Below are 24,531 nucleotides of genomic sequence, written 5' to 3'. Positions count from 1 at the left end.
TTTGTCCACCAAACCTATTTGAACTAAGGACAGTCTATGCAGTGGCTAGCAATCGGCTTAGGAGCAGCATTAGGCGCATGTTTACGTGGCTATTTAGCGCGCTTTAATCCACTGCATCATTGGATACCACTTGGCACGCTTGGCGCAAATGTCTTGGGCGGCCTGCTGATTGGCCTTGCGCTGGTGTGGTTCGAGCGTATGGGTAGCAACTTATCTGATCATGTGCGCGTGTTTGTGATTACCGGATTTTTGGGCGGGTTAACTACCTTTAGTACGTTTAGTGCAGAAGTATTTGGTTTTATTCATGATGGGCGGCTGCTAGCAGGCTTAGCGCTCGTTGGTTTGCATGTTGGACTGACATTATTAGCAACCGCGCTTGGCTTTTATTTCTTTAAGTGCGTACTTTGAGCTTGTATCGATATCACCTGCTTAATGAGTGGTCTGATTTAAGTGGTTATCGAAATACAGTCTGTTTTAAATGGTCTGTTAATGAGTCTAGAGGGCATAATGACTGGTTCCGCTGGGGTATACCGCAACATTACAAGATGACTAGGTAACTAGGTTATATCTCTAGTTTTGACGGCATAGTTTGTGTCAATATGACAGTGTCAGGTTTTTAACAGATAGCTATACGTCTCTAGATAGCTCTGCCAGTGATTATATATTAGGTTGCTCCTTCCTTTATCGCCACTTTCTTTAGTAGGCATATAACTGATAAACCCTACCATATCAGAAGGATAGCCAAAATCATCATAAACGCTGTTTACCTTATTAAAGTCAGCATCACTGTTAAGTCTGTTCTTAAATAACCAAAGTAAGATAATATATCGCAATCTATCATTTACACGTTCATCATCTATAGTTATGGTGCCATTCTCTCTACTTACACCACTGTCATCTATCTCTAAATATTGAACATGAGGGTTCAGATAGCTGCCGTTCAATAAAATATCAAGAGCAATTTCAAGTAAGTATTTACTGTCAGGGTAGTTAATTAGGGAAACGTCAACTATCTTTCCTAAGTCTTGTAAATCTATTATCTTGCGACTGATAGCAAAATCGACTTCCTTCTCAGATAAGACAATATCGTTTTCTTTTAAAAAAGAAAATGGAATACTAATATTTTTCACGTTTAGTTTCTCTATATCTTGAATGATACTGGTTACGGCTGCCAGTGCGATGCCTGTATAGCGCACCGAACTATAGGCTAATTCTTTATTAATTCTTTATTAATCCATCATTACCATCATTCTTTAATGTAGGAACACGTTCTTGTATTGCATGATAAAACCCATCTTTGTCTTTTGGTGATATCACTATGCTACCCCCTTTATATATTATCTCAATCCTATCTAAGGACAGTGCTGGAGCAGATAACGTACTGTTGGTAGGAGTGATTTGGGTAATATCTTTCAATGAAATGCTTCGAGTAGAAAAACCATAATTCACTAACAGTTCGTCATCTGACAAACTGTACTTTACGCTGAAAAATATTAATAAGAGTAATATTGCACCTGGCATAGTAAAAAGACTAATAAATATTGTTCTTTTAATTGAACTATTGTTGTATATCCATTCTCCTACAGGCACCAAAATGAGTAATAAGCTAAAACCTAATATTAAAAAAGCTAACCAGAGATCGATCTTTGATGCAAATACAGTATTTATCATAATTTATTAGCAGAAAGCCCTTAGTTAATTTTATATTCGAAAAGCTCAGTTCATGTACACCATGAAGTACATTGTGACTGTTTCAGCGAGATAAAACATTGATACCAGTAGCCCACAGCCAAATATTTAAGTCCTCGCTAGGGAACCATTATTTACCATAACATTCATTACGATATGAAAAGGTGAATAATATTTCATCACTATAAAAAAGTAATTAGTAATGAAACTACAACGGCTTCACAATTCCATCAAGTAAACTCGCAAACCCCTGCATATAAGCCATATCTTGGCTCGCCGTGCGCGTTGCGGCATAAAGCTGACAATACACGCCGTCCCCCAATGGACGGGAGACCACCCAGCCTTTTTTCTCATATTCAGCCACCACCCAATCAGGCAATGCCGCTACGCCACGTTCACTGGCGACCAACTGAATCAGCATCGCGGTCAGTTCTGTGGTACGAACACTCTCAAAGCTCACTTGTGCTGGCGTCATAAAGTTGGCAATGATATCGAGGCGTTTGGCTTCTACCGGATAGGCAATCAATGTCTCGTTAACCAAATCATTAGGTTCAATAAATTCTTGCGTCGCTAAATCATGCGTTGGTGACAGCACCAAGCGACTCTCATACTCAAACAATGGCTGATAGCTAATACCGTCGAGCGGTAAATCACTGGTGGTAATAAGCAAATCGATATCGCCTTCCATCAAGAGATGATGCGGCTCAGGCTCAAAGCCCGTGGCAAAATCAAGCTCGACATCCGACCATTCACGGCGATAGTGATTGAGTATCGGCATGAGCCAATCAAAGCAGCTGTGACACTCTGATGCCAGTCGTAACCTGCCCGCTTGACCATGTGCCAAGCGCTTTAGATCGTTTTTGGTACGCGTGACTTGCGGCATGATATTATCCGCTAAGGCTAGCACGGCCTTGCCCGCTGGTGTAAAGCTAAGCGGGCGCGTGCGGCGATTGACGAGGCTGACGTCGTAATAGTTTTCTAGCTCTTTGAGCTGATGCGAGACTGCAGACGCCGTGACATGTAGCTCATCGGCCGCTGCCGCAAGTGAACCATGCGCCCGTAGCGCAGTTAAGGTATTAAGATGACGAAGCTCAAGCATGATAAGACCTAACCGCTAAAGTGAGAAGAACTCATTATAGTGGATACTGTGTTGATTTTCACTCATAGATGTTGTCAATGAGTGATTGCTGCTAGCGTCGCCGTAATAATAGCTGTGAGATGACCACCAATACTAGCGAGGCGACCAGCAATAACGTACCTATCGCATTGACTTCTGGTTTGAGACCCACCCGCACCATAGAATAAATACGCAGCGGCAAAATCTCATAACTGGGGCCTGTGACAAAGGTCGATACCACCACATCATCGAGCGATAAGGTAAAAGCCAATAACCAACCGGCCATTACCGCAGGCAAGATAACGGGGATCAATACCGTACGTATCATCGTCGACTCAGATGCGCCCAAATCGCGCGCTGCCTCCATTAGCCGCTCATCTAAGCTGCTCAGACGCGCAAAAACAGTAATGACCACGAACGGTAGGCAAAAAGTGATATGCGCTATCAGTAAAGACACAAAGCCTAGCTGTAAACCTATCAATAAAAACAGTGCCAGTAGTGAGATAGCCAGTACAATCTCAGGCGACATCATCAGCACAAATAGCAGCCCGTTTAGCAAGCCTTTACCACGAAAGTTATAGCGATGTAGTGCGAGCGCAGTGAGCGTACCAATCAAAGTCGAAACCGTAGCGGCGACCAAACCCAAGACAATAGAGTGCCAAAATGCATCGAGCATCGCTTGGTTATTAAATAATGACTCGTACCACTTTAGGCTAAAGCCGCCCCAGTTATAGCCAATTTTTGATTTGTTAAATGACATCACCACCAAAACAATGATGGGTAGATATAACAAAGTATAAATAAGACCGAGATAGCCTTTGGCAGCGATACTGCCAATCTTGAGCTTACGTGAATAAGACATTAGGCCACCTCGTTAAAGTCAGTCTTGCCAATGCGGCGACTACTGGCGCGATAAGCCAGTAATAATACCGCCATTGCCACTGTCAATAACACGCTAGCAGCAGCACCAAACGGCCAGTCACGGGCGTCTAAGAATTGGTTTTTGATGATATTACCGACGAGTAGGTTGCGAGAGCCGCCCAAAATATCCGCCACATAAAACATACCCATCGCAGGCAACAGCACGAGCAGTACGCCAGAGATAATCCCTGGCGTCGTCAGTGGTAGTACCACATGCCAGAAGGTCTGTGTTTTTGATGCACCCAAATCCTGAGAAGCCAATAGCATGTCATTGCGTAAATCGGCAAACACGGCATATAGCGGTAATACCATAAATGGGAATAATAAGTAAGTTAGACCAGCAATGACCGCGCCTTGCGTATATAAAATATCGATAGGAGCATCAATGGCACCGATTGCCAGCAGTGACTTATTAATCAAGCCATTATTCGCAAAGAGCAGCTTTAACGCATAGGTGCGTACCAGAGAGTTGGTCCAAAAGGGCAGGATCAACAGCAGCATCAGTAACGGCTGCCATCGCACTCTTACCTTGGACACGAGCCATGCAAAAGGATAGCCCAGCAGTAGACAGATAACCGTCGTGATACCTGCCATCCACAATGAATGAACAAAGACCTCAAAATACAACGGATCAACCATGCGCACATAGCTGTCAATACTGACAGGCAAGCTAATAAAGGCGCTGCTATCTCGGGTTAAAAAACTGACCGCGATGACCAATATATTTGGTAATAGCGCAAATATCAGTAGCCAACCCCAGATCAGCCAGAGCGTTGCCGTACGAAACGGACTTTTGCTGCCTAAGTGGTTGCGGGCCATCAGCTACCATCCTTTTGTGCAGTCGCCTTGTTTGTATGGTCAGCGTCTTCTGGCAATACCCACTCCCAGCCATCGACCCATGAGACTTTGACGCCTTCGTTGAGTTTGTAATCAAAGCTTGGGTCGTCTTCATCAAAAAACTCAGAGGCCTTAATGATATGGCCATTTGCCAATTCAATAATCGAGTCTAACGTACTGCCTTTATAGTTACTTTCGATGACGCGCCCCAGTAGTCCGCTATGCTCATTATCTTTTGGATCATATATTCGTAGATCTTCGGGGCGAAGTAGTAAATTAACGATATCGCCCACTTGCACATCATTGGCAAAATTGGGTCGACGCAAATTACGTAGCGTTGTTGGCCCTTCTTGCGCCTGAGCTTCACAGACTTCAACTTCGATGCGTCCATTGGTCACGTTGCCATCGCGATCGGGAAAGTTTGGATAGACACCCTTGACCTCAGCTCTAAACAGATTGGTCTCACCGATAAACTTGGCAGTAAACAAGTTGGCAGGAGTTTCATAAATCTCAATAGGCGTGCCGATTTGCTGGAACATGCCGTCTTTCATCACGGCAATGCGGTCTGACATCGACAGCGCTTCTTCTTGATCATGCGTGACAAATACAAAGGTAATGCCCAGCTCACGTTGCAGACGCTTGAGCTCAGATTGCATTTGCAAACGCAGTTTGTGATCAAGCGCGGATAGTGGCTCATCGAGTAGTAATAGCTTGGGGCGATTGATCACCGCACGGGCGATCGCCACGCGCTGCTGCTGCCCACCAGATAAATCTTGCGGTTTGCGATTGGCCAAATGCTCCAACTGCACCATGGCCAGCATCTCGCTGACGCGAGCTTGAATCTCAGCTTTTGGCACTTTTTTTAGCTTCAATCCATACGCGACATTTTGGGCGACGCTCATATGTGGAAACAAAGCGTACTGCTGAAAGACGGTATTGACCGGACGTTTATCAGCGGATAAGCCTGCCATCTGTACGCCATCTAGATAGATTGTCCCCGCATTGGGCTGCTCAAAACCTGCAATCAAGCGCAGTAATGTCGTTTTGCCACAGCCTGAGGGCCCAAGCAGGGTCAAAAACTCGCCGTGCTTGATATCAAGGTTGATGTCTTTTAGAACCTCGGTTTGATCGTAGGTTTTTTTGATACCATTTAATTGCAGCAACGTCTTGTCATTTTGAGGTGACGCAGAGGTTTTGTGCGTGCTTGGCGATGGGTCGGTCATAATATCTGTTCCTAAGCGTCCAATAGATCAGAGCAGTAAATCAATGCAGCCATCAAGGTATCTCGATGTCATCAAAAAACTGGCAAGAGCGTAAGCACGATTTGATTGCTGCCTGATAGCTGTCTGATTGCTGCGTATTATAACAAACCCGTGATATAAATCAGTGCAAGTTCGTTATAAGTTACGCGAGTCGTACCGTCATAGCAGCGATGGTTACGGCTATATTTTTACAGTTATAAGTTGGCGTATAACGACATTTAAACAAAATTTTTTACCGTTTTTTGGCGTCTATTCCTATACAATCACGGTATGGCTGACAAACATAAGGCATCTGATGGGTGAGTATGAATAGTCATCTGCCCATTTATGTTTGCATACAAGTATATAAAGCCGTTTATAACTCTCATATTATTGATAATAAAGGATCTCTCATGCCTACTGATATACGTCCAACAACAGGTCAAGAAGCCCTTGAGCTTTTAAAAGAAGGTAATGCCCGTTACGTGGATAGTCTCACCAGTACCGATGAATATATGCAGCGTCGCCCAGAATTGGTCAAGGATCAAAATCCATTGGCCATTATTTTGGGCTGCTCGGATGCACGAGTACCTGTTGAGATTGTCTTTGATCAAGGCTTGGGAGATTTGTTTGTCATACGTGTGGCCGGCAACGTGGTGGCGCCATCACAGATTGGCTCAATCGAATTTGCCGCTGAAGCCTTTGGCACACAGTTGGTGGTAGTCCTTGGACATTCAAAATGCGGCGCGGTCACGGCCTGCGTTGAGACCTTGATCAATCCTGATCAGAACTATTCTCCTAATTTGCAATCGATCGTTGATCGCATTCGCCCAAGTGTTTATAACTTGCATGAGCTGGCAACGGCCAATGGTCAAGACGTCGATGCCGATGAGCTGGTTGATCGCTCTATCCGTGCCAATGTGCGCATGTCAGTGAGTCAGCTCAGACATGGATCGCGGGCACTAGAGGACTTGACCAATAGTGGTCAACTGCTTGTTGTGGGCGCTGAGTATGACCTAGAGACAGGTAAGGTGAGGTTCTTAGACAGCTAATATATATCTAAACATGAACATACTTTGTTCATATTCTTACAAAACCCTATCAATTATTTTGCCATTTTTTATTATGATGAGAAACAGCAGTGAATCATGACAGTCGTGATTCGCTTATTTATAATACTCTTTTTTGAATAACCTTAGGATAACTATGTCTACTAACGATAATAATGCGACCATCGCACAGCCTGCGAGCAGTATCAGTACAGATGGCGTCCAGTCAATCTCTACGCAAACGACAGGTTTTACGTTTAACCACACCATGCTACGCGTCAAAGATCCTGCCAAGTCATTGGCGTTTTATACTGGCGTGTTGGGTATGACGTTGCTTGCGGTCAAAAAATTCCCTGATATGGAGTTTGATCTGTATTTCTTGGCGAAGCTAACTGAAAGCGAGCGCGACAACCTGCCTGCTGGTGATGATTTAGAAATTTTTGCATTCCGTCAGCGCGGTATCTTAGAGCTGACCCATAATTATGGCACTGAGACAAAAGCTGACTTTAGCTATCATGATGGCAACCAAGACCCTCAAGGCTTTGGACACATTTGTTTTAGCGTACCGAACCTAGATGAAGCCATCGCTTGGTTTGATAAGAACGATGTTGAGTTCAAAAAACGTCCAGAAGACGGCAGCATGAAAAACATTGCCTTTATCAAGGATGTTGATGGCTACTGGATTGAAATCGTACAAGCTGATTTGATGTCATAACTGGCAAAACAGCAGTGAGATGTTCATTTATTTATCCCCTTAAACGCGCGCTAAAACAGCAATAGGAGCAACCCTTTATGCCCACCCCCGACGTGAGTCGCCTATCGAACACGCTAACCGATGGTGTGACCGTCTATCAACAAGTGGTCTATACCACGCAAGACTTGGCAAGTGGCTTTATCGAGCGCATTCCATATTTTATAGCGGCGCTCATTGTGTTGGGGATTTTTTGGCTGTTGTCGATTATTTTCAAAAAAGTCGTGCATAAAACCTTAGGCGCGCGCGTGCGTCATCAAAACTTGGTGAAGGTGTTTCAGCGCATAGGCGGGGCGCTTATTCTGTTTATTGGCTTTATGATCGCCATGGTTGTCGCTATTCCAGGATTTACACCAGCCAAATTAATCGGCGCGCTGGGTATTGGTTCGGTTGCGATTGGTTTTGCTTTTAAAGATATTTTTCAAAACTTGCTCTCTGGTATTTTGTTGCTGATTTCAGAACCGTTTCGTATCGGCGATCAAATCGTCTCAGGGGACTACGAAGGAACGGTAGAAGATATCAAAATCCGTGCAACGACCATCAAGACTTATGATGGTAGGCAAGTGGTTATTCCAAACTCGGAGCTATATACCTCGGCATTGACGGTCAATACCGCTTATAAGCAGCGCCGCTTACAAGTGGCGGTGGGCATTGGTTATGAAGACGATATCGAAACAGCAAAGGCTGAGATTCTACAAGCTTTGGATAAAGTTGAAAGCGTATCGAAAAAAGCGACACCAAGCGTGATTGCGACAGGGTTTGGCGGCTCTTCTATGGATCTGACAGTACGTTGGTTTATTGATAACGGCACTCAGGCTAATAAAGTCGCTTCTATTCATCAAGTCATCGTAGAAGTCAAAAAAGCGCTGGATGCAGCAGATATCAATATTCCATTCCCAATACGTACGATAGATCTAAGCGATCCTTCGGTGAAATCTATTGTTCAGCAGATAAATAAGCAGCAAGATGAGGACGTTAATGATGATAATGCCAAAAAAGCAGAGACAGAGTAATTTGCTTAGAGCGTTATTTCAAAGAGCTGTCTTCACGTGATGTTTTTTGAGCAATAAAAAACCGCCATATCATTGAATATGGCGGTTTTTTTGTCTTTCTACAAACTATAGTGAACTCAGTATAAAAACGATACAGTGGGACTGGGACAAATTTTTCGCAGCATCGAGCAGCGTAGGCACAGCGCGCAAGGAAAATTTAGACCAGTTCCACCTTGATATATAATGTAGCTGTTTTATTTAGGATTGATTATACTAGGCCAGTACAAAAAGTTAGTCATTCTTTGCTCTAAATTCGGTATGGCACGATTTACAACTTGCGCCCACTTCACCAAAGGCAGGCTGGACGTCTTCGACACTAGTAGCCGACTGTGCAGCAGCATTTAGCTCAGCCGTCACTTTTTGAAAGTTGTCCGCTTCAGCACTGAAACCATCAGCATTTGACCATACGGCTTCAGTCGCGTTGCCCATGGCTTCTTGGTTTTCAAAGTGACTCCAGGGGTTTGCCGCATCTTCTGCCAAGAATGATGCTTGCTCTTTGAAAACCGCCGCATCAAAGGTATCAGGGGCTTTGACCATATCACCCATGACGCCCATCGCATCGCCCCAGCTTTTCATGCTGTCTTGGCGCGCTTTGATATCAGGATCGTCGCCTGCACCGCTACACGCTGTCAAACCCAGCGCCGCTGCCATTAAGGTGATGCTAAAAAAAGATTTCAAAGATTTTTTGGTATAAACCTGTGCCATATGACTTACTCCTTTAAACGTGGCTAATAGTAGGCATCGCTATCACGCTTGCCTTACCTCAAATATTATTATAAGAATATTTCTTAAGATTCTTTTGCGCACAGTGGCTGCGAAAGAGTCTCTACTATTGTAGCGTTTATCGGCAGAATGGGAGCAATATAATGTTATATCCTCGTAATCATCGGATGATATAAAACCCCTTTAGCAAATCGTTTGTTAGATATAAAAAAGGCCAACGATAATCGCTGACCTACACTCTCAAACCTAACATTCTTGAGCTTTAAAAAAGCTTAGAGAGCCAACCAATCACGCGGCTTGAGATAATAATCAGTCAACTCAAACTCAGGTGTGCCCTCAGGCGGCTCAAACCGATAATGCCAGCTGGCAAGAGGTGGCATACTGACTAGGATAGACTCGATACGGCCGTTACTTTGTAAGCCAAATAAAGTCCCACGATCGTAGACCAGATTGTACTCTACATAACGGCCACGGCGATAGAGCTGAAACTCACGCTGTGCTTCGGTATAAGGCATATCTTTACGCTGCTCAAAAATCGGCATGATACCGTCAAGGTAACCATTGCCAACGGCCTTCATAAAGTTAAAGCAAGTCTCAAAATCCCAGCCGCGACTCTCTGTACTGACGTCGTCATAAAACAAACCACCGATACCACGCTGCTCATCGCGGTGACGCAGATGAAAATACTCATCACACCACTGTTTAAAGTCAGCATAAATATGGTCACCGAAAGGCGCGCACAGATCGTGACAGACTTGATGCCAATGCACACAATCAGCGAGTACGGGATAAAAGGGCGTCAAATCAAAGCCGCCGCCAAACCACCAAATCGGCGCTTCGCCTTCTGCTTCTGCCACGAACAAACGTACGTTGGCGTGGCTGGTTGGAACATTTGGATTTTTAGGATGTACCACTAAGGACACACCCATGGCTTGCGCTTTGCGACCAGCGATATTGGGGTGGCGTGCAGTGGCAGAAGCAGGCAAATTGTGGACATGGATATGACTGAACATCACGCCTGCTTTTTCGATGACCGTGCCATCTGTCAATACGCACGAACGACCGCCGCCACCCTCTTTGCGCTCCCAATCGTCAGGGACGAAAGTTGCATTGCCGCCGCCATCGCGTTCTTGTGCCTCTAAGGCGTCGCAGATACGAGCCTGCAGGTCCACCAAAAACGCCCGTACGCGCAGGATGTCTTGATTGGTTGGCGTGGTCTCTGACGCTACGGTTGATAGGTCTGCTTGGTTATCTATATTTGAAATACTCATAAGACATCTATTTATTTAGGTGTATGGCTGTATTAAAATCTTTATCGAGCATGTGCCCCATACGATCGCGTTTGGTCGCTAGGTACTCAGCGTTCATATCGTTGACACCGACCAACAATGGCACCCGTTCGACAACGTCAATACCGTGCTCCGTCAAATAAGCAACTTTGTTTGGATTGTTAGTGATGAGTCTGACAGCGTTGACACCGATATGAGCAAGCATCGGACCACACATATCATAGATACGCGCATCAGCAGGCAAGCCTAACATGAGATTGGCATCCAGCGTGTCGTGTCCCTGATCTTGGAGGGCATAAGCGCGAATCTTGTTGGTTAGACCGATACCGCGACCTTCTTGACGCAAATACAAAATCGCACCGCAACCTGACTCTTGGATGGCTTGCATGGCAGTATTGAGCTGTGGTCCGCAGTCACACTTTAATGAGCTAAACGCATCGCCTGTTAGGCACTCAGAATGAATCCGAACCAGCGGAATTGGTCTTTGCGACGACGTGTCATCTGAGCTAGGTGCTGTCGTTTGATCGACCACAGACAGACCGACGGTCAGCATAACATGCTCTTGGCCTTCGTCGTTTTCAAAGATATGAATATCAAACTCGCCATGACGAGTGGGTAGTTTGGCACTAGTGATAAATTGATATGACATTACTGTCCTGCATAAGCCTAAAGTCGTGGCGGTGAAGGGTTTGTGATAATGCTATTAAACCCGCGATAACATTCTAGCCTGAACGGTAAGGCCAAGATGATAGCAGTATAACCTTTTCATAAAGAACGCGTGCTTATTGTATTTATTATAAAAACACACAAAGTTCACAGACGACGCACGATGATTAAAGCGACAATTAAAAAAAAATGCTATTATGCCATACTATTTTGGTGGATACAGTGACAAGTCTTTATCCTTACATTACTATGTCGTCACTAACATCCGATATTGATGCAAAATAATAGGGCATAATAATAGTCCTTGGTATTAAAGCACGTAGTTTTGAGGCACGATCTACTGTGGTAGCGTGTTCATATGATACGTAGCGCAGCTATATACACGTAAAGTTGCATGAATAATTATATGGTCGATTACATCAATAATGATGTAGATATTATTGACGTCTCTCAATTGTAGCTATTGCTATATTGGAGACACGTCTTGTCAGCAGATTGGTAGGTATCGTACGGTTTATGCAGCAGTCACTTCATTCCCCAAAGTCTCAGTCCTCATCTGCATCAGTATCTGATTCTGCCGCCCAGCTATCGAGCTTACAGCAGACTTATACTGTGATTCCTCGCGTGCGTCCGCATACGCCATTGCTTGATGCCATTAACACACCTTCTGATATGAATACGCTTTCAACCACTCAGCTGATTGCGCTGGCTGATGAACTGCGTCTTTTTTTGCTGTATTCAGCAGGACAAAGCGGTGGGCATTTTGGCGCCAATTTGGGTGTGATTGAGCTGACGATTGTATTGCATTACCTACTTGATGCTCCGCAGGATCAGATTGTATGGGATGTGGGTCATCAGGCCTATGCACACAAAGTCCTGACCGGTCGCCGTGAGCAGCTGGCAACGATCAGATCAAAAGATGGTCTGACTGCATTCCCAGAGCGTGCAGAGTCTATCTACGATACATTTGGCGTTGGGCATTCATCAACCTCTATCTCAGCCGGTTTGGGCATGAGCTTGGCGCTGCGCTATCAAGGCCTCGCGCAAACGGTTGCTTGTATCATTGGTGATGGTGCGATGACTGGTGGTATGGCTTTTGAGGCCATGAACGATGCAGTCCAACAAGATGCCGATCTACTAGTCATTTTGAACGACAACGATATGTCGATTTCTTGTTCTATCGGTGGTTTTTCGCGGCATTTAGCGATGCTTTGGGAGTCGGGCTACCAAGTCGATATCTCTGAGTCAGGTGAGCCTGTGCTTTGCCAGCGTCCTGATATGCAAGCATTTGATCGCCGCAAACGTCACAAAGAGATGCGTGATGTACCGCAATTAGAAGATAACTTATTTAAAGCGATTGGCTTTACCTATTTTGGTCCGTTTGATGGACACAATATCCCTGAGCTACTACGTGTGTTGTCAATTGCCAAGCAAGTCAAAGGGCCTGTTTTGGTACATATCTATACCACCAAAGGCAAAGGCTTTGCACCAGCAGAACTAGATCCGGTCGGCTATCACGCGATTAGTAAGCTACCAGCAGAGATTCATAATGAGTCTCAGAGCATATCTGCAGAAGCATTAAAGCAAAACACAAAACCTGCGCTAAAATACTCGCAAGTATTTGGTAATTTTTTATGCGATAAAGCGGCTGAAGACGATAAGTTGCTCGCGATTACCCCTGCTATGGAAGAAGGCTCGGGCATGATTGACTTTGCTCGTCATTTTCCAACACGCTTTTTTGATGTGGCTATTGCCGAACAACATGCGGTTACGCTAGCGGCCGGTATGGCAACGCAAGGTGTCAAACCTATTGTGGCGATTTACTCGACGTTCTTACAGCGCGGATACGATCAGCTGATTCATGACGTGGCGCTACAGAATCTCGATGTCATGTTTGCAATTGACCGTGCAGGCCTCGTTGGTGAAGATGGTGCCACGCATGCAGGCGTGTTTGATTTTAGCTTTTTACGTTGTATCCCGAATATAGTGATTGCTGCGCCAAAAGATGAAAACGAATGCTATCATCTGCTCAATACTTGCTATGAGTATCAAGGATGTACGGCAGTTCGTTATCCGCGTGGTACCGGTACAGGCGCCGTTATCGAGCAGCCAGCACAGACTTATAAAATCGGTGAAGCCGTTATTGAGTCAGTATTGGGCAGCAATGATGCGCCTTATAAGCTAGCACTATTGGCTTTTGGTACGATGGTTGCGACTGCTCAGCAAGCGGCCGAGAGCTTAACCAGTGATGATACAGCGTTAGAGTGTCAGGTACATGTGGTCAATATGCGCTGGGTAAAACCGTTAGATACAGCTATGCTTGAGAGTTTACTGGCGCAAGGGGTGACGCATATCGCAACCATAGAAGAGCATATGATTATGGGTGGCGCTGGTAGTGCAGTGAATGAATACTTGCTCAATGAATCGGCTGCTTTTAAACGTCAGCGTCCAGCTGTTAACAACATCGGTATTCCTGATCGCTTTATCGCGCATGGCTCACAGGCAGAGCAGTGGGCTGATTGTGGTTTAGATGTGATAGGTGTTATTAAGCAGCTTAAGCAACTGTTGTCGTAAATTTTACTTTTTAGATTTGCAGTATTATTTACAAATTATTGTTTTAAAAGCTATTACTGTAAACAGATACTCGCTCTTTAAACAGAGCAAACGCCTGCTAGCCGTAGGTGCCAACTTTTTTACAACTTGCGCAGTTTGTATGACCACCAAAATATTGGCTTGGTCAGCGTGACGGTTTTTTCGTTTTTATCGAACAATTTTAGTATAATGCGGGTGTCGTTTATAAGTTTTTATTTATAAAAGATACGTTTTTAATCGCATAGATGTGGTGTGATGCGGCGGCTGTTTGGCATGTTGTGGGCACAGAGTTGGTTTTATTTTTTATATTCATTCATCAAGCAAATAGGTTATTTATGGAACCCATGGTCGTCATCGCAGCGCGTACTGCTGAAAAAGTTGGTAAAGAGATTTTATATGCGCATCAAAACCGTCACAAAATCGAGTTAGATATCGAGTCTAAAGGACTTGATGGTCTGGTGACGCGCATCGATCGCTTTAGCGAAGAGCTCACGATTGAAACGCTAAAAGCCAGCTATCCGAATCATTCATTTTTGGGTGAAGAGTTTGGTATGCAAGAAGGTCGCGGCGAAGACGCCGACTGGTGCTGGATTATCGATCCGCTAGACGGTACTAAGAACTTCGTTCATGGTGTACCGCAGTTCTGCGTATCTATCGCTGTACAGCACAAAGGCGTGACGCAGCACGGTGTCATTTATGACCCAGTCCGTGATGAGATGTTCTCTGCTAGCCGTGGTAAAGGCGCACGTTTGAACCAACGCCGCATTAACGTCAGCGAACGCAAAACCATCGATGGTGGGTTTTTTACCACAGGTCATCCGCTTGAGCGTAAGCGTAATGGCGAAGTGATCTCTTATGCCAAGCAGCATTTTGAGAGCTTACAAAAGATCTCTGAAGCTGGTGGTCAGGTACGTCGTCTGGGTTCAGCGGCGCTTGATTTGTGTTATGTTGCTGCTGGACGCTTTGATGGCTATTTTGAGATGTCGATTAAGCCTTGGGACATCGCCGCAGGTGAGCTTATCGTCACTGAAGCACGCGGCGTGGTGGTCGATCACACGGGCGCGCACAACTCTATGACCTCAGGCTCTATCTTTGCTTGTAACGTCAAACTGCTCAAGCCATTGATGCAAACCGTCGTGCCAATTTGGGGCGATGTGCTCTAATTATAAAATAAGCAGGCTTAAACGCTGAGCGAGTCAAACATAAAAAAGCTGGTTCCGTTAAGGAGCCAGCTTTTTTGCTTTTTTAGCGCGTTTGTCTTCGACCGTAATACCTTGAAACGCCAACTCTTGACTGACAGTTTCTAACAACTGTAGCTCTTCTTCTATCAGCATGAGCATGTCTTGGACACGCGGTAATGCTTTACTGCAAGCAGTGATGCCAAACTCAATTCTATCTAAATAACTGGCCAAAGTAATATTCATGGCTTGTCCGTTGAATACGATAGAAGCGGGATACAGTGATTGTAAGCGCGCGCCATTCCAATATAGCGGCTTCTCAGAACCAGGAACGTGAGAGATGATAAGGTTGAAGGCTTGTTTTTTGGGAAAGATACCAGTCGCCAAGTTGATACCTTGCCATGCATAGGCGATGACGCTGTAATTAATGACTTGCGCTTGATTCATACGGCGAAAGCGGCGTTTGCCATTATTCATACTACGATGGATCAGCTCCAATCTGCGTAATGGGTTGTCCAAATGTGTGCCCAAATTCGCTAGTACAAATGACAGCTGATTGCCCGATATACTATCATCAGTACGCAGTGACATCGGTACAAACGCAATCAGCGGCTTGCTGGGTAGCGCATCCATTGAGATCAAATAACGACGAATAGCGCCAGCACAGACGGCTAATACCACATCGTTTCTACTGATTTTTAATCTTTCGGCAATTTTATTAAAGCGCTGTATGTCATAAGACTGCGCCGAGATACGACGTGATGCGGAAATGCGCCTGTTCAAAATACTCATCGGCGCGTCAAACGTACCGACATAGCCTTCATCACCATGGTTTTTCAGATTGTCTATCAGTTCTGTAAATACCGGTTTGATGGTAGATATCTGCTCTTTCATGATGCGCCTGATAGATCTTTCGGCAGGCAAAATAGCATTCATTTGATTACGGTGACGCGCCATCAGTGACCATACTGGTAGCGAGACGGGTTCGGTAGGGGATTGTGATAAGGATTTTTTTACCAAACGCATGGCAGCGATACCATCAACGAGCGAGTGATGAATCTTAAAATACCAAGCAAAACGTTCAGGCCCACCTTCTACTTCTGGCTCAATTCCTTCTATGACATGGCATTCCCAGAGAGGCATCGCACGATCCAGCAGTCGCCCATGCTCTCTTGAGACATACATCAACAGCTCACGAATACGCCCAGGACTCGGTAGCGCCACATGATGTAAATGATGCTCAACATCAAAATCTTTGTCTTTTTTCCAAAACACCAAATGCTCTAGCACCTGATTGAACGGAAAGCTCGGCGGTACATCAGATTCTTGCATTTGTTTTATTAGCTGATAAACAAAGTCGCTATCAGCGCCCTCGGGTAATTCAAATAAAAACAATCCGCCAACGTGCATTGGTTGTTTACGCGACTCAAGAAGTAAGAACAACTGGTCGACTGCTGTGAGAAGTCGCATAATAAATCCTTTTATGACGATAATGAATAAACGATAATGAATAAAAATGATAGCTGACGGCGTGCTGACCCAATCAGATTTCCGTCTTATTATTTTATAATCGGTTTTTTGTTAGGGGTGACCCGAGCAAGCGCTTACTGGAAAAAATAGCCCGTCTGCGGTGAGCTGGCAGTTGCCATCTTACGCATTGGCATACGACCTGCCAAAAATGCGGCGCGACCTGCCCATACGGCATGTTTCATGGCATGTGCCATCATCACAGGGTTTTGTGCATGGGCAATTGCTGAATTCATCAGAACGCCATCACAGCCAAGCTCCATGGCAATCGCAGCATCAGAGGCCGTGCCAACACCCGCGTCAACCAACACAGGTACTTTGGCGTTTTCGATGATGAGGCTGAGGGTGTGGCGATTAAGCAAACCAAGTCCCGAGCCAATCAAGCTACCAAGTGGCATAATAGCGACGCAGCCCATGCTCTCTAACTCTTGGGCGACGATAGGATCATCTGAGCTATAGACCATGACTTCAAAGCCATCATCGACCAGTACTTGAGCCGCTTTTAAGGTCTCAGTGATATTAGGATAAAGGGTTTTTTCATCGCCCAATACTTCAAGCTTAACCAGATTGTGCCCGTCCAATAACTCGCGCGCAAGTTTGCACGTACGAATGGCAGTTTCGGCATCAAAGCAGCCAGCCGTGTTCGGCAAAATCGTGTATTTGTCAGGGTAGATGACATCGAGCAAGTTTGGCTCGTCGCTGTTTTGTCCGATATTGGTACGGCGAATAGCGACGGTCACGATTTCTGCTGCCGAAGCGGCAATGGCTTCTCCAGTCTCGCTCAGGTCTTTATATTTGCCTGTACCGACCAGCAGGCGAGAGGAAAAGGTACGACTACCAACGGTAAAGGTATCTTGCAAAAGTGGTGTCGGGTGAGTAGCAGTGCTAACGGTCTCTGACATAACTAAAAATCCTAATGGCGAGCGGGCAAGGTGGACAGAAAAAATATAACGAGATTTCTAAGTAATATTAAAAAAGTGCAGTAGACAATAATAGCGCACTGTTAGCAAAATAAAAATCGCATGATAAGTTGGCTATATATACCGTAAAAATAGGCGAGTGGCGATACATAAAAAACGCCGACCACATAAAATAATACGCGTCTAAAACAAAATGTTATTATAACAAACTCATGCAATCTTACTTGCAATCTTTTTGGGCTTGGTCAGTCAAGCTCAGTGTATTTACAGTGCTTTGGTGTGATTGTCTATTTGACACTATCTCTATTTATTAGGTTGTCTTTATGATGCAGTTGCCGTACAGCTTTGCGAAACGCCATCAGATTTTGGCCATACTCGCCATTGACCCTGAGTTGCCGCCAACTTTGGTATTGACGAAAGCCACCCCACTGTCTGCGATTAATGAAGCGGTGCGGTTTTTGCAGCAGCAAGGCAGTCGCGGCGTACCAACTTACGAAAGTGTCAGCTCGGATGATTTTGAAAAACGTATGAACGCGGCTTACGCTGGGAATACCGGAGAGTCGCAGCATATCGCTGCTGGGCTTGAGGATCATCCGGATCTTGATAGTTTAGCAGATAGCGTCCCTGAGACTGAAGACTTGATGGATCAGCAAGATGATGCGCCGATTATTCGTCTGATTAATGCGCTGTTGTCAGAAGCCATTCGCCTAAACGCTTCGGACGTTCATATCGAAACTTTTGAAAAACGCTTGGTGGTTCGCTTTCGAGTCGATGGCGAGCTTAAAGAAATCATCACGCCAAAACGCCAACTGGCGCCATTATTAGTCTCGCGTATCAAAGTCATGGCCAAGCTGGATATCGCTGAAAAGCGTGTACCGCAAGATGGGCGTATTAGCTTACGACTGGCAGGGCGAGAAGTCGATGTGCGTGTATCGACACTGCCGTCGAGCTTTGGCGAGCGCGTGGTGATGCGTCTACTAGACAAGCAAGCGGGACGTCTTAACATGACGTATTTGGGACTATCTGATAATGACTATACCGAGCTGAAGCGCTTGATTCATCGTCCGCATGGGATTATTTTGGTCACAGGGCCGACGGGGTCAGGTAAGACCACCACGCTATATTCGGCATTGACTGATTTGAATGACCAAACGCGCAATATCTTGACCGCCGAAGATCCCATTGAGTTCCAGCTCGACGGTATCGGACAGACACAGGTTAATAATAAGGTGGATATGACCTTTGCCAAAAGTCTGCGTGCGATGTTGCGTCAAGATCCAGATGTGGTGATGGTGGGTGAGATTCGCGATTTAGAGACGGCAGAGATCGCTGTACAGGCGTCTTTGACAGGGCATTTGGTTTTATCAACGCTGCATACCAATACCGCGATTGGCGCGGTCACTCGCTTGCAAGATATGGGTGTTGAGCCATTTTTATTATCGTCGTCACTGATCGGCGTGGTAGCACAGCGCTTGGTGCGTACTTTATGCTCACATTGTCATGGCTGGCAGGCAGCGGACACCGAACAAGCCAAACTTTTTACCGAAATTGGTATTGAGAAAGTATTGGACAGCGATATTGAAAATGCAGAAAGTAAGGCGATTCGTCTACCCAAGCCAGTAGGCTGCGATAAATGCAATCAGTCAGGGTTTAAAGGACGTACGGCGATATATGAAGTCGTACCAGTTGATGATACGCTGCGCCGTATGATTCATAGTAATACCGCTGAGTATGAGTTAGAAGCGTATGCTCGCCAGCAGACACCATCGATTCGCGCGGATGGTCTACGTAAAGTGATAGAAGGGCGGACGACACTAGAAGAAGTACTGCGAGTGACGAAAGAAAGCGCCCTAACGGATGATACGATACTGGTATAAATGCTTAGCTATAAATAATGAGAAAAAGTATTTGGAGAACAGTGTCTAGAGAGCAATGTCTGAAAAGCAGAAAAAGATAACTGAGCGAAATAGCCAGTTATCTGATCTTTTTTTCGAAATTAACAGGGTAACGTTTTCAACTGCTATTACTTGGCAGCGATGCACTCAATCTCAACGCTCGCTCCTGCCGCCAACTCCGATACGCCAAACGCTGAGCGTGCAGGATAAGGTTTGGACAGCTCCATCTTATAGGCTTTATTAAAGTCATCGAAGTCATCCATATCAGTCAGCATGGCCATACATTTGACGATATCAGATTTTCGGTAGCCGTATTTGGATAGCGTGTTCTGGATATTATCTAGTGTTTGTTTGGTTTCAGCGTCGATACCGCCTTTGACCAACTTGCCGTCTTTAACACCAATTTGTCCCGACATATATAATGTATTGCCAACACGTACGACTTCTGAGAAAGGGTAGGGACCGCCATCACCCAAAAAAGTTGGGCTAGATTTAATATTAGCGGCAGGAGCTGTCGCCGGATTGGCGTTAGCACCAACAGCCAAGCCTAATGAGCACATAGCAACCAGTGGTACGATAGGTAAATAGGTGCTAAGTTTGGACATCCTTGTTTCCTTATTAAGTTGATTGATCATAAACATGCTAGTGCGCCACAAAATGCAGATAGCAAATGTTATGTCGGTTTAATCGATTATTTGTTATTAATAGTCTCGTCATCTGCAGAGAGTGCGTCGTCTTGCTCCTTATCTACTGTAGTATCCGTATTATTTTCTGAGGCATTTTCATGTACTTTGCCTTGGCGGCGCGCCTCTAGTTCAGATTTTGGAATCCAAGCCCAAGTCATCTCCACTACAATCGGGTCGCGGTCACTATCAGATTCACGGTCATCAATGACGCAAGGGATAACCATTTCACCTTTTGGCGTATTTAAAATCTGCAAGCGCTGCTCATCAGATAGGCTGGCTACGGCTGCAATTTGACCTTTTTTGATCGGGCGATAAAAATTAACGGAATAAGATTTAATCAGTAGTACGCGATCAGAGGGTAAGTTTAATCCCAGAATGAAGCCTGTTGCCGTTTCAGCCAGTAAAGTAATGGCTACCGCATGGATTGAACCAATATGATTCTGCACTGCTTTGACATTGTTTAGACTGACGATGACTTGATTGGGCTCAACCATTTCATAGTAAACGCCTGTTGTCCCTACGTAGGGTACAACTTTGCCAAAGGCTTTTGAGAGAATACTTGAGCGTGCACTGGCAGGTAGATATTTGGTCACAGACAACAGTTTGGTAAATTGATTACTAATTGGTTTTAGCGTGCTGCTAGGTTTTTCGATGGATGATCTTGTGCTGTCAGAGACTTTGGCTGGTTTTTTATTGGTCAGCTTGACGGGCAGTTTTTTTAATAATCCTGACATACAAATTTCCTTAACGTAGATAAATCGAATGTTGTTTTTGATAGTGGCAAGCAGTCACTGTTAGCAAAGCCATTACAAACACTATGGTACATTAACCGCTGCTTTCCTACTATTATTAGCATGAACTGCTGCGCTTATAAAACAGCAGTCATCTATATTGTGTTGCTAGGATATAGTTTTAAATAATTAAAATCGCTCAATGGTGATGCACGGATCTGCTTAGTAGACAATCTCTTACGAGACCACCGCGCTATAATAGCGTGATGTTGGTACGTCTTATTTCATAAATTTTCAATACTGGATGATGCTATGTCTGATATGTCTACTCACGAGCCGACCAATATTATTTATACTGGCGTCGCGGGTACTGGCAAAACCTATCGATTGCTCCAAATCGCGAAGCAATATACTGATTGTCTGCCTGAGACAAATAATGAAGCGCTACTTGGGCAGCTGTTGCAAAGCCTAAGCTGGCGCGAAGTTGTATGCTTGATATTTTTAGATCTTCAGTCAAAAAAGCAAGATTTGGTAAAAGTACCTGAATTGGTTAATCATATATTCTTTGCTACAAAAGCACTGCAAAACGATCGAGAGAAAAACCTAAGCAATACCGCTTGGTCTGTATTGCAAATGCACAGTCCTACGACGTCAGACACAGTGAGTTATAAAAACCGTGCCAGCCAAGCATATTTTGATAAAGATAACAGCGGCGCATGGTATTTACTGCCTGAGAGTATGGTGTTGCTAACAGAGTTGTCACAGCAATTGGCGGAGTTTCAGCAGGCACAGCATGATAACCAGTCCAATCAAAACCAAAACTCTGGTCAGCAGCGTTTTAGTATGGTGAGCTTTCATCAGGCTTACGGTTATGAAGAGTTTGTCGAAGGTATTCGTCCTGTTATGAGCGGCTCTATCCACGCAAATAACAGTCACTCGAGTAATACCCAGATGAGCTACGCCGTTCAAGATGGAGCGTTTTTAAAGCTATGTCAGCGTGCCGCGCGTGACCCTCAGCATCGTTACGCGATGTTGATTGATGAGATCAATCGTGCCAATGTGTCACGAGTCTTTGGCGAGCTGCTCAGTTTGATCGAGCCAGACAAGCGCGCTGGCAAACCAAATGCGATGACGATTCATTTGGCGTATTCTGGGCGTGCGTTTAGTGTGCCTGCCAATGTTGATATCTACGCCACCATGAACACACAAGATCACTCCCTTGCGCCCCTTGATATGGCATTGCGTCGACGTTTCCGCTTTATTGATTGTCCGCCGCAGCCTGAATTATTACCGATAATTGGTGATATCGCTAGCGCGACTGATCGTGCACAAGCAGACACGGTAGATTTAAGCAAATTGCTAACAGGCTTAAACATGCGTATCACACAGACGCTAGGAGCCGAGGCGCAGTTGGGGCATGCTTTTTTATTTTCAGTCGATGATTTAGCTCAATTACAAATGGTGTTGGTCGAACAGATCATTCCGCAGTTGGCGCAAGCTGCGGGCGGTCAAGTGGTTATATTGCAGTATATTTTTAGAGATGAGCAGCAGCCGTTAAGCACCCAGTTTATCCACGATAGCCAAACAATGATAAATAATGATTTGTATGATCCGATGAGTAAGAACCATGCAACGACGCAACATCAAATGTTTGCAGAACAAGGCGCCTTTCTTGGTCAATCGATGAACGTAGGTGGCTATATGATGAATCCTGACCTTATTGCTAAGACTGGTGAGTTTGGCAAGCCCGCTATCTATCAGCGTTTGTACGAGTAAGGTGGCTGTTTAGTGAGAACTCATAATCAATATTATGCGCAAGGAAACTATATTAATGTAGATAATATTAATGCAGGCGGTTTTTATGCTCGTATGCCTAACAGTAAGGCTCTCGTAACAAATGTTATCACGGTATTTGAACATCAACGCCTCACAGCGCACGATTTCGCGCATGTCTCTGACTTTCATTGGCTAATGGCGCAAGAATTTGCCGTGTTTACCATCAAGCGTAAACAAGGACAGTGGCAACTCAAGGTTGGGCATCATATAGGAATTATCCTTTTGCCTAGTGGTATGACACTTGAGCTATTGCCAAAACTGAATCAATCCACTCAATATAATAATATTGCTCAGACTCGTCACTGGGTACAAGGCATGTTATCTGACTTAACTCGTCTTGATGCGCGTCAAAGTCGTAAGCTACCTAGCATGAAAAACCTAGGTCAATTTAGTGATCAGTCAATGCCATTATCTGTAGAGGCTCCGCCATTGTCAGACTGGCTATTAGAGCAGTTTTTGCAGCGCTTGGTTCACTATCAGCCAACCCAGCACTATCAGGCGCATACTCAAAACCAGTCAGCCATACAAGGTCGATTGCTCATTAAAGAGCAGCTTCGCTACAATAGTATGCAGCCGCATAAGTTTGTCTGTGAGCGTAGTGTGCTGAGCCAAGATATGTTGGCCAATCGCTTGATTAAAAGTGCGTTACTCTACTTGATGCCGCTATTGTCTCAGTCGTCTCAGTCGATGTGCTCAACTCTTTTGCAGCCATGGCGGCCGTTATCTGGGCTAAGTCGACAGGAAAGGCTGCGACTCTCCTCTATTTATACCCAAGCAAAGCGGCAACTAGATATTCAGCCACTTCAAAAACAAAAACTGCACGCCGCTCAGCAATTAGTAGATTTGGCTTATTGGCTATTACAGCAATCGGAGGCGGCGACAGGTTACGGCATTGATCCTGCCAAACCAAACCGATCTCAGCTACGCTTATGTGTATTAATCGATATGAATCAGGCGTTTGAACAGTGGGCGAGTCAGCGTATCGCATCGATGTTTCAGCAAGTGAGTAGCCATTATCGTGCTTTTTATCAAACCCAAAGTGTCTGGCTCAATGATAGTGAGGGTCAAGCATGCGTATCGATACGACCAGATTTGCTGATATATAAAACGGCTGATAATGATAATAACCAAAATCAGAGTGACACCGCGGTTAGTAAAGAGACAGTAAACGGTTGCTATAGCCACGTCATCGATATCAAATGGAAATATCTGCCTCATGCTGGTGCCATTACTGCCAGTGATGCCTATCAGTTGACCAGTTATGCACAAGCTTATCAAGCGGGTCAAGGTTGGATGGTATATCCTGTATTAGGAGACAAGAGACGACCAGTGGCGCTTAAGCAGCAGATTTATCGTGACAATGGCGATAATAAAAGTAACATTAACAATGGTACTAAAAGTAACCACTCAAACCATGCGGATTTATGGCTAATACCGTTTGATGTGCTGACAGGTATGGTCAACGGTGATTTGCCTGCGAATTTGAATGAGGAATAATGATTCCATCAATCATAAGAATCATAATTAACGAAGGTTTTTAAAGAGACTGTTTTTATAAGAATGCCTTTTTTGAAAGAATTTAGAGATTATTTAAAATTAATCGAAAATAGGTGTTGACACAATCGCCTTTACCCCTTAATATGTGCACCTCGATAGCGAGGAACATTAACAAGTTAGCGGCATTGCCAACAACGAGTTAATTAACACACTATCGTGATAATAGAGAATTTCGGAGTGTGGCGCAGTTTGGTAGCGCATCTGGTTTGGGACCAGAGGGTCGTAGGTTCGAATCCTATCACTCCGACCATCTATTTTAAGAGCCTTACAGGCT

22 protein-coding genes and 1 tRNA gene are annotated in these 24,531 nt (G+C 44.8%); 10 read left to right on the top strand and 13 right to left on the bottom strand.

Annotated features, from left to right (window positions below):
• Positions 1 to 36: 36 nt before the first annotated feature.
• Positions 37 to 408 (top strand): fluoride efflux transporter CrcB, encoded by a 372-nt coding sequence (gene crcB / locus AOT82_RS07230; protein ID WP_071002415.1) that lies wholly within the window; start codon positions 37 to 39, stop codon positions 406 to 408.
• 200 nt (positions 409 to 608) lie between these two features.
• Here the strand turns inward: crcB and AOT82_RS07225 are convergent, their stop codons facing one another.
• From AOT82_RS07225 to potA, 6 genes are all read right to left on the bottom strand, one after another.
• Positions 609 to 1,130, bottom strand: coding sequence for a DUF2247 family protein (locus tag AOT82_RS07225; RefSeq protein WP_197496645.1), 522 nt, complete (start codon positions 1,128 to 1,130; stop codon positions 609 to 611).
• Between the two features lie 88 nt (positions 1,131 to 1,218).
• Positions 1,219 to 1,671, bottom strand: a complete 453-nt coding sequence (locus AOT82_RS07220; protein WP_071002413.1) for a PH domain-containing protein — start codon at positions 1,669 to 1,671, stop codon at positions 1,219 to 1,221.
• Positions 1,672 to 1,897: 226 nt separating this feature from the next.
• The gene (locus AOT82_RS07215; protein ID WP_071002412.1) at positions 1,898 to 2,788 is read right to left on the bottom strand and encodes a LysR family transcriptional regulator; all 891 of its coding nucleotides are present in this window, start codon (positions 2,786 to 2,788) and stop codon (positions 1,898 to 1,900) included.
• A 91-nt stretch (positions 2,789 to 2,879) separates the two neighbouring features.
• The gene (potC, locus tag AOT82_RS07210) at positions 2,880 to 3,668 is read right to left on the bottom strand and encodes a spermidine/putrescine ABC transporter permease PotC (RefSeq protein WP_071002411.1); all 789 of its coding nucleotides are present in this window, start codon (positions 3,666 to 3,668) and stop codon (positions 2,880 to 2,882) included.
• Entirely contained in the window at positions 3,668 to 4,546 is an 879-nt protein-coding gene (gene potB / locus AOT82_RS07205) for a spermidine/putrescine ABC transporter permease PotB (RefSeq protein ID WP_071002410.1), read from the bottom strand. Before potB ends, potC begins: the two co-directional genes overlap by 1 nt.
• Positions 4,546 to 5,787 carry a spermidine/putrescine ABC transporter ATP-binding protein PotA gene (gene potA / locus AOT82_RS07200; RefSeq protein ID WP_071002409.1) on the bottom strand — a complete coding sequence of 414 codons (1,242 nt, stop codon included), beginning with the start codon at positions 5,785 to 5,787 and terminating at the stop codon, positions 4,546 to 4,548. Before potA ends, potB begins: the two co-directional genes overlap by 1 nt.
• 431 nt (positions 5,788 to 6,218) lie before the next feature.
• Here potA and AOT82_RS07195 point away from each other — a divergent pair, with 431 nt between their 5' ends.
• From AOT82_RS07195 to AOT82_RS07185, 3 genes are all read left to right on the top strand, one after another.
• Positions 6,219 to 6,857, top strand: coding sequence for a carbonic anhydrase (locus AOT82_RS07195; protein ID WP_058025641.1), 639 nt, complete (start codon positions 6,219 to 6,221; stop codon positions 6,855 to 6,857).
• A gap of 154 nt (positions 6,858 to 7,011) precedes the next feature.
• The gene (gene gloA, locus AOT82_RS07190; protein WP_071002408.1) at positions 7,012 to 7,569 is read left to right on the top strand and encodes a lactoylglutathione lyase; all 558 of its coding nucleotides are present in this window, start codon (positions 7,012 to 7,014) and stop codon (positions 7,567 to 7,569) included.
• Positions 7,570 to 7,646: 77 nt separating this feature from the next.
• Entirely contained in the window at positions 7,647 to 8,618 is a 972-nt protein-coding gene (locus tag AOT82_RS07185) for a mechanosensitive ion channel family protein (protein ID WP_071002407.1), read from the top strand.
• Positions 8,619 to 8,888: 270 nt separating this feature from the next.
• Here the strand turns inward: AOT82_RS07185 and AOT82_RS07180 are convergent, their stop codons facing one another.
• The 3 genes from AOT82_RS07180 to ribA form a co-directional block, all read right to left on the bottom strand.
• A complete protein-coding gene (locus AOT82_RS07180; protein WP_058025644.1) occupies positions 8,889 to 9,362 on the bottom strand; it encodes a c-type cytochrome in 474 nt (157 codons plus the stop codon).
• 290 nt (positions 9,363 to 9,652) lie between these two features.
• The gene (gene hemF, locus AOT82_RS07175; protein ID WP_071002406.1) at positions 9,653 to 10,651 is read right to left on the bottom strand and encodes an oxygen-dependent coproporphyrinogen oxidase; all 999 of its coding nucleotides are present in this window, start codon (positions 10,649 to 10,651) and stop codon (positions 9,653 to 9,655) included.
• 7 nt (positions 10,652 to 10,658) lie between these two features.
• Positions 10,659 to 11,318, bottom strand: a complete 660-nt coding sequence (gene ribA, locus AOT82_RS07170; protein ID WP_071002405.1) for a GTP cyclohydrolase II — start codon at positions 11,316 to 11,318, stop codon at positions 10,659 to 10,661.
• A 533-nt stretch (positions 11,319 to 11,851) separates the two neighbouring features.
• Here ribA and dxs point away from each other — a divergent pair.
• Positions 11,852 to 13,909 carry a 1-deoxy-D-xylulose-5-phosphate synthase gene (gene dxs / locus AOT82_RS07165; RefSeq protein WP_071002404.1) on the top strand — a complete coding sequence of 686 codons (2,058 nt, stop codon included), beginning with the start codon at positions 11,852 to 11,854 and terminating at the stop codon, positions 13,907 to 13,909.
• A 353-nt stretch (positions 13,910 to 14,262) separates the two neighbouring features.
• A complete protein-coding gene (locus AOT82_RS07160; protein ID WP_071003709.1) occupies positions 14,263 to 15,090 on the top strand; it encodes an inositol monophosphatase family protein in 828 nt (275 codons plus the stop codon).
• A gap of 57 nt (positions 15,091 to 15,147) precedes the next feature.
• Here AOT82_RS07160 and AOT82_RS07155 read toward each other — a convergent pair whose 3' ends face one another.
• Both AOT82_RS07155 and AOT82_RS07150 read right to left on the bottom strand, forming a co-directional pair.
• Positions 15,148 to 16,575 carry a WS/DGAT/MGAT family O-acyltransferase gene (locus AOT82_RS07155; protein WP_071002403.1) on the bottom strand — a complete coding sequence of 476 codons (1,428 nt, stop codon included), beginning with the start codon at positions 16,573 to 16,575 and terminating at the stop codon, positions 15,148 to 15,150.
• Between the two features lie 134 nt (positions 16,576 to 16,709).
• Positions 16,710 to 17,492, bottom strand: coding sequence for a thiazole synthase (locus AOT82_RS07150; protein WP_197496782.1), 783 nt, complete (start codon positions 17,490 to 17,492; stop codon positions 16,710 to 16,712).
• 383 nt (positions 17,493 to 17,875) lie between these two features.
• Between AOT82_RS07150 and gspE the strand changes: the two genes are divergently transcribed.
• Positions 17,876 to 19,429: a type II secretion system ATPase GspE gene (gene gspE, locus AOT82_RS07145; RefSeq protein WP_071002401.1), complete on the top strand. Its 1,554-nt coding sequence runs from the start codon at positions 17,876 to 17,878 to the stop codon at positions 19,427 to 19,429.
• Between the two features lie 146 nt (positions 19,430 to 19,575).
• Here the strand turns inward: gspE and AOT82_RS07140 are convergent, their stop codons facing one another.
• A complete protein-coding gene (locus tag AOT82_RS07140; protein WP_227517118.1) occupies positions 19,576 to 20,052 on the bottom strand; it encodes a RidA family protein in 477 nt (158 codons plus the stop codon).
• A gap of 86 nt (positions 20,053 to 20,138) precedes the next feature.
• Positions 20,139 to 20,867, bottom strand: a complete 729-nt coding sequence (locus AOT82_RS07135; RefSeq protein ID WP_071002399.1) for a DUF4442 domain-containing protein — start codon at positions 20,865 to 20,867, stop codon at positions 20,139 to 20,141.
• Positions 20,868 to 21,176: 309 nt separating this feature from the next.
• On the opposite strand from AOT82_RS07135, the gene AOT82_RS07130 reads away from it, so the two are divergent.
• The 3 genes from AOT82_RS07130 (at position 21,177) to AOT82_RS07120 (ending at position 24,507) form a co-directional block, all read left to right on the top strand.
• Positions 21,177 to 22,640, top strand: coding sequence for an McrB family protein (locus tag AOT82_RS07130; protein WP_071002398.1), 1,464 nt, complete (start codon positions 21,177 to 21,179; stop codon positions 22,638 to 22,640).
• Between the two features lie 12 nt (positions 22,641 to 22,652).
• A complete protein-coding gene (locus tag AOT82_RS07125; protein ID WP_227517117.1) occupies positions 22,653 to 24,197 on the top strand; it encodes an McrC family protein in 1,545 nt (514 codons plus the stop codon).
• A gap of 233 nt (positions 24,198 to 24,430) precedes the next feature.
• Positions 24,431 to 24,507, top strand: a tRNA-Pro gene (locus AOT82_RS07120).
• The last annotated feature ends 24 nt before the right edge of the window (positions 24,508 to 24,531 follow it).

Source organism: Psychrobacter sp. AntiMn-1 (genome assembly GCF_001854065.1).
In the GTDB taxonomy this organism is placed as follows: Bacteria; Pseudomonadota; Gammaproteobacteria; order Pseudomonadales; family Moraxellaceae; genus Psychrobacter; species Psychrobacter pacificensis.
The sequence above is the reverse complement of the archived record's forward strand: the minus strand, read 5'-3'. Positions and strand labels throughout refer to the sequence as shown.

Coding starts and splice junctions, on each gene's coding strand:
- crcB (WP_071002415.1), top strand. CDS start 37: ATGCAGTGGCTAGCAATCGGCTTAGGAGCAGCATTAGGCGCATGTTTA.
- AOT82_RS07220 (WP_071002413.1), bottom strand. CDS start 1,671: ATGATAAATACTGTATTTGCATCAAAGATCGATCTCTGGTTAGCTTTT.
- AOT82_RS07215 (WP_071002412.1), bottom strand. CDS start 2,788: ATGCTTGAGCTTCGTCATCTTAATACCTTAACTGCGCTACGGGCGCAT.
- potC (WP_071002411.1), bottom strand. CDS start 3,668: ATGTCTTATTCACGTAAGCTCAAGATTGGCAGTATCGCTGCCAAAGGC.
- potB (WP_071002410.1), bottom strand. CDS start 4,546: ATGGCCCGCAACCACTTAGGCAGCAAAAGTCCGTTTCGTACGGCAACG.
- potA (WP_071002409.1), bottom strand. CDS start 5,787: ATGACCGACCCATCGCCAAGCACGCACAAAACCTCTGCGTCACCTCAA.
- AOT82_RS07195 (WP_058025641.1), top strand. CDS start 6,219: ATGCCTACTGATATACGTCCAACAACAGGTCAAGAAGCCCTTGAGCTT.
- gloA (WP_071002408.1), top strand. CDS start 7,012: ATGTCTACTAACGATAATAATGCGACCATCGCACAGCCTGCGAGCAGT.
- AOT82_RS07185 (WP_071002407.1), top strand. CDS start 7,647: ATGCCCACCCCCGACGTGAGTCGCCTATCGAACACGCTAACCGATGGT.
- AOT82_RS07180 (WP_058025644.1), bottom strand. CDS start 9,362: ATGGCACAGGTTTATACCAAAAAATCTTTGAAATCTTTTTTTAGCATC.
- hemF (WP_071002406.1), bottom strand. CDS start 10,651: ATGAGTATTTCAAATATAGATAACCAAGCAGACCTATCAACCGTAGCG.
- ribA (WP_071002405.1), bottom strand. CDS start 11,318: ATGTCATATCAATTTATCACTAGTGCCAAACTACCCACTCGTCATGGC.
- dxs (WP_071002404.1), top strand. CDS start 11,852: ATGCAGCAGTCACTTCATTCCCCAAAGTCTCAGTCCTCATCTGCATCA.
- AOT82_RS07160 (WP_071003709.1), top strand. CDS start 14,263: ATGGAACCCATGGTCGTCATCGCAGCGCGTACTGCTGAAAAAGTTGGT.
- AOT82_RS07155 (WP_071002403.1), bottom strand. CDS start 16,575: ATGCGACTTCTCACAGCAGTCGACCAGTTGTTCTTACTTCTTGAGTCG.
- gspE (WP_071002401.1), top strand. CDS start 17,876: ATGATGCAGTTGCCGTACAGCTTTGCGAAACGCCATCAGATTTTGGCC.
- AOT82_RS07140 (WP_227517118.1), bottom strand. CDS start 20,052: ATGTCCAAACTTAGCACCTATTTACCTATCGTACCACTGGTTGCTATG.
- AOT82_RS07135 (WP_071002399.1), bottom strand. CDS start 20,867: ATGTCAGGATTATTAAAAAAACTGCCCGTCAAGCTGACCAATAAAAAA.
- AOT82_RS07130 (WP_071002398.1), top strand. CDS start 21,177: ATGTCTGATATGTCTACTCACGAGCCGACCAATATTATTTATACTGGC.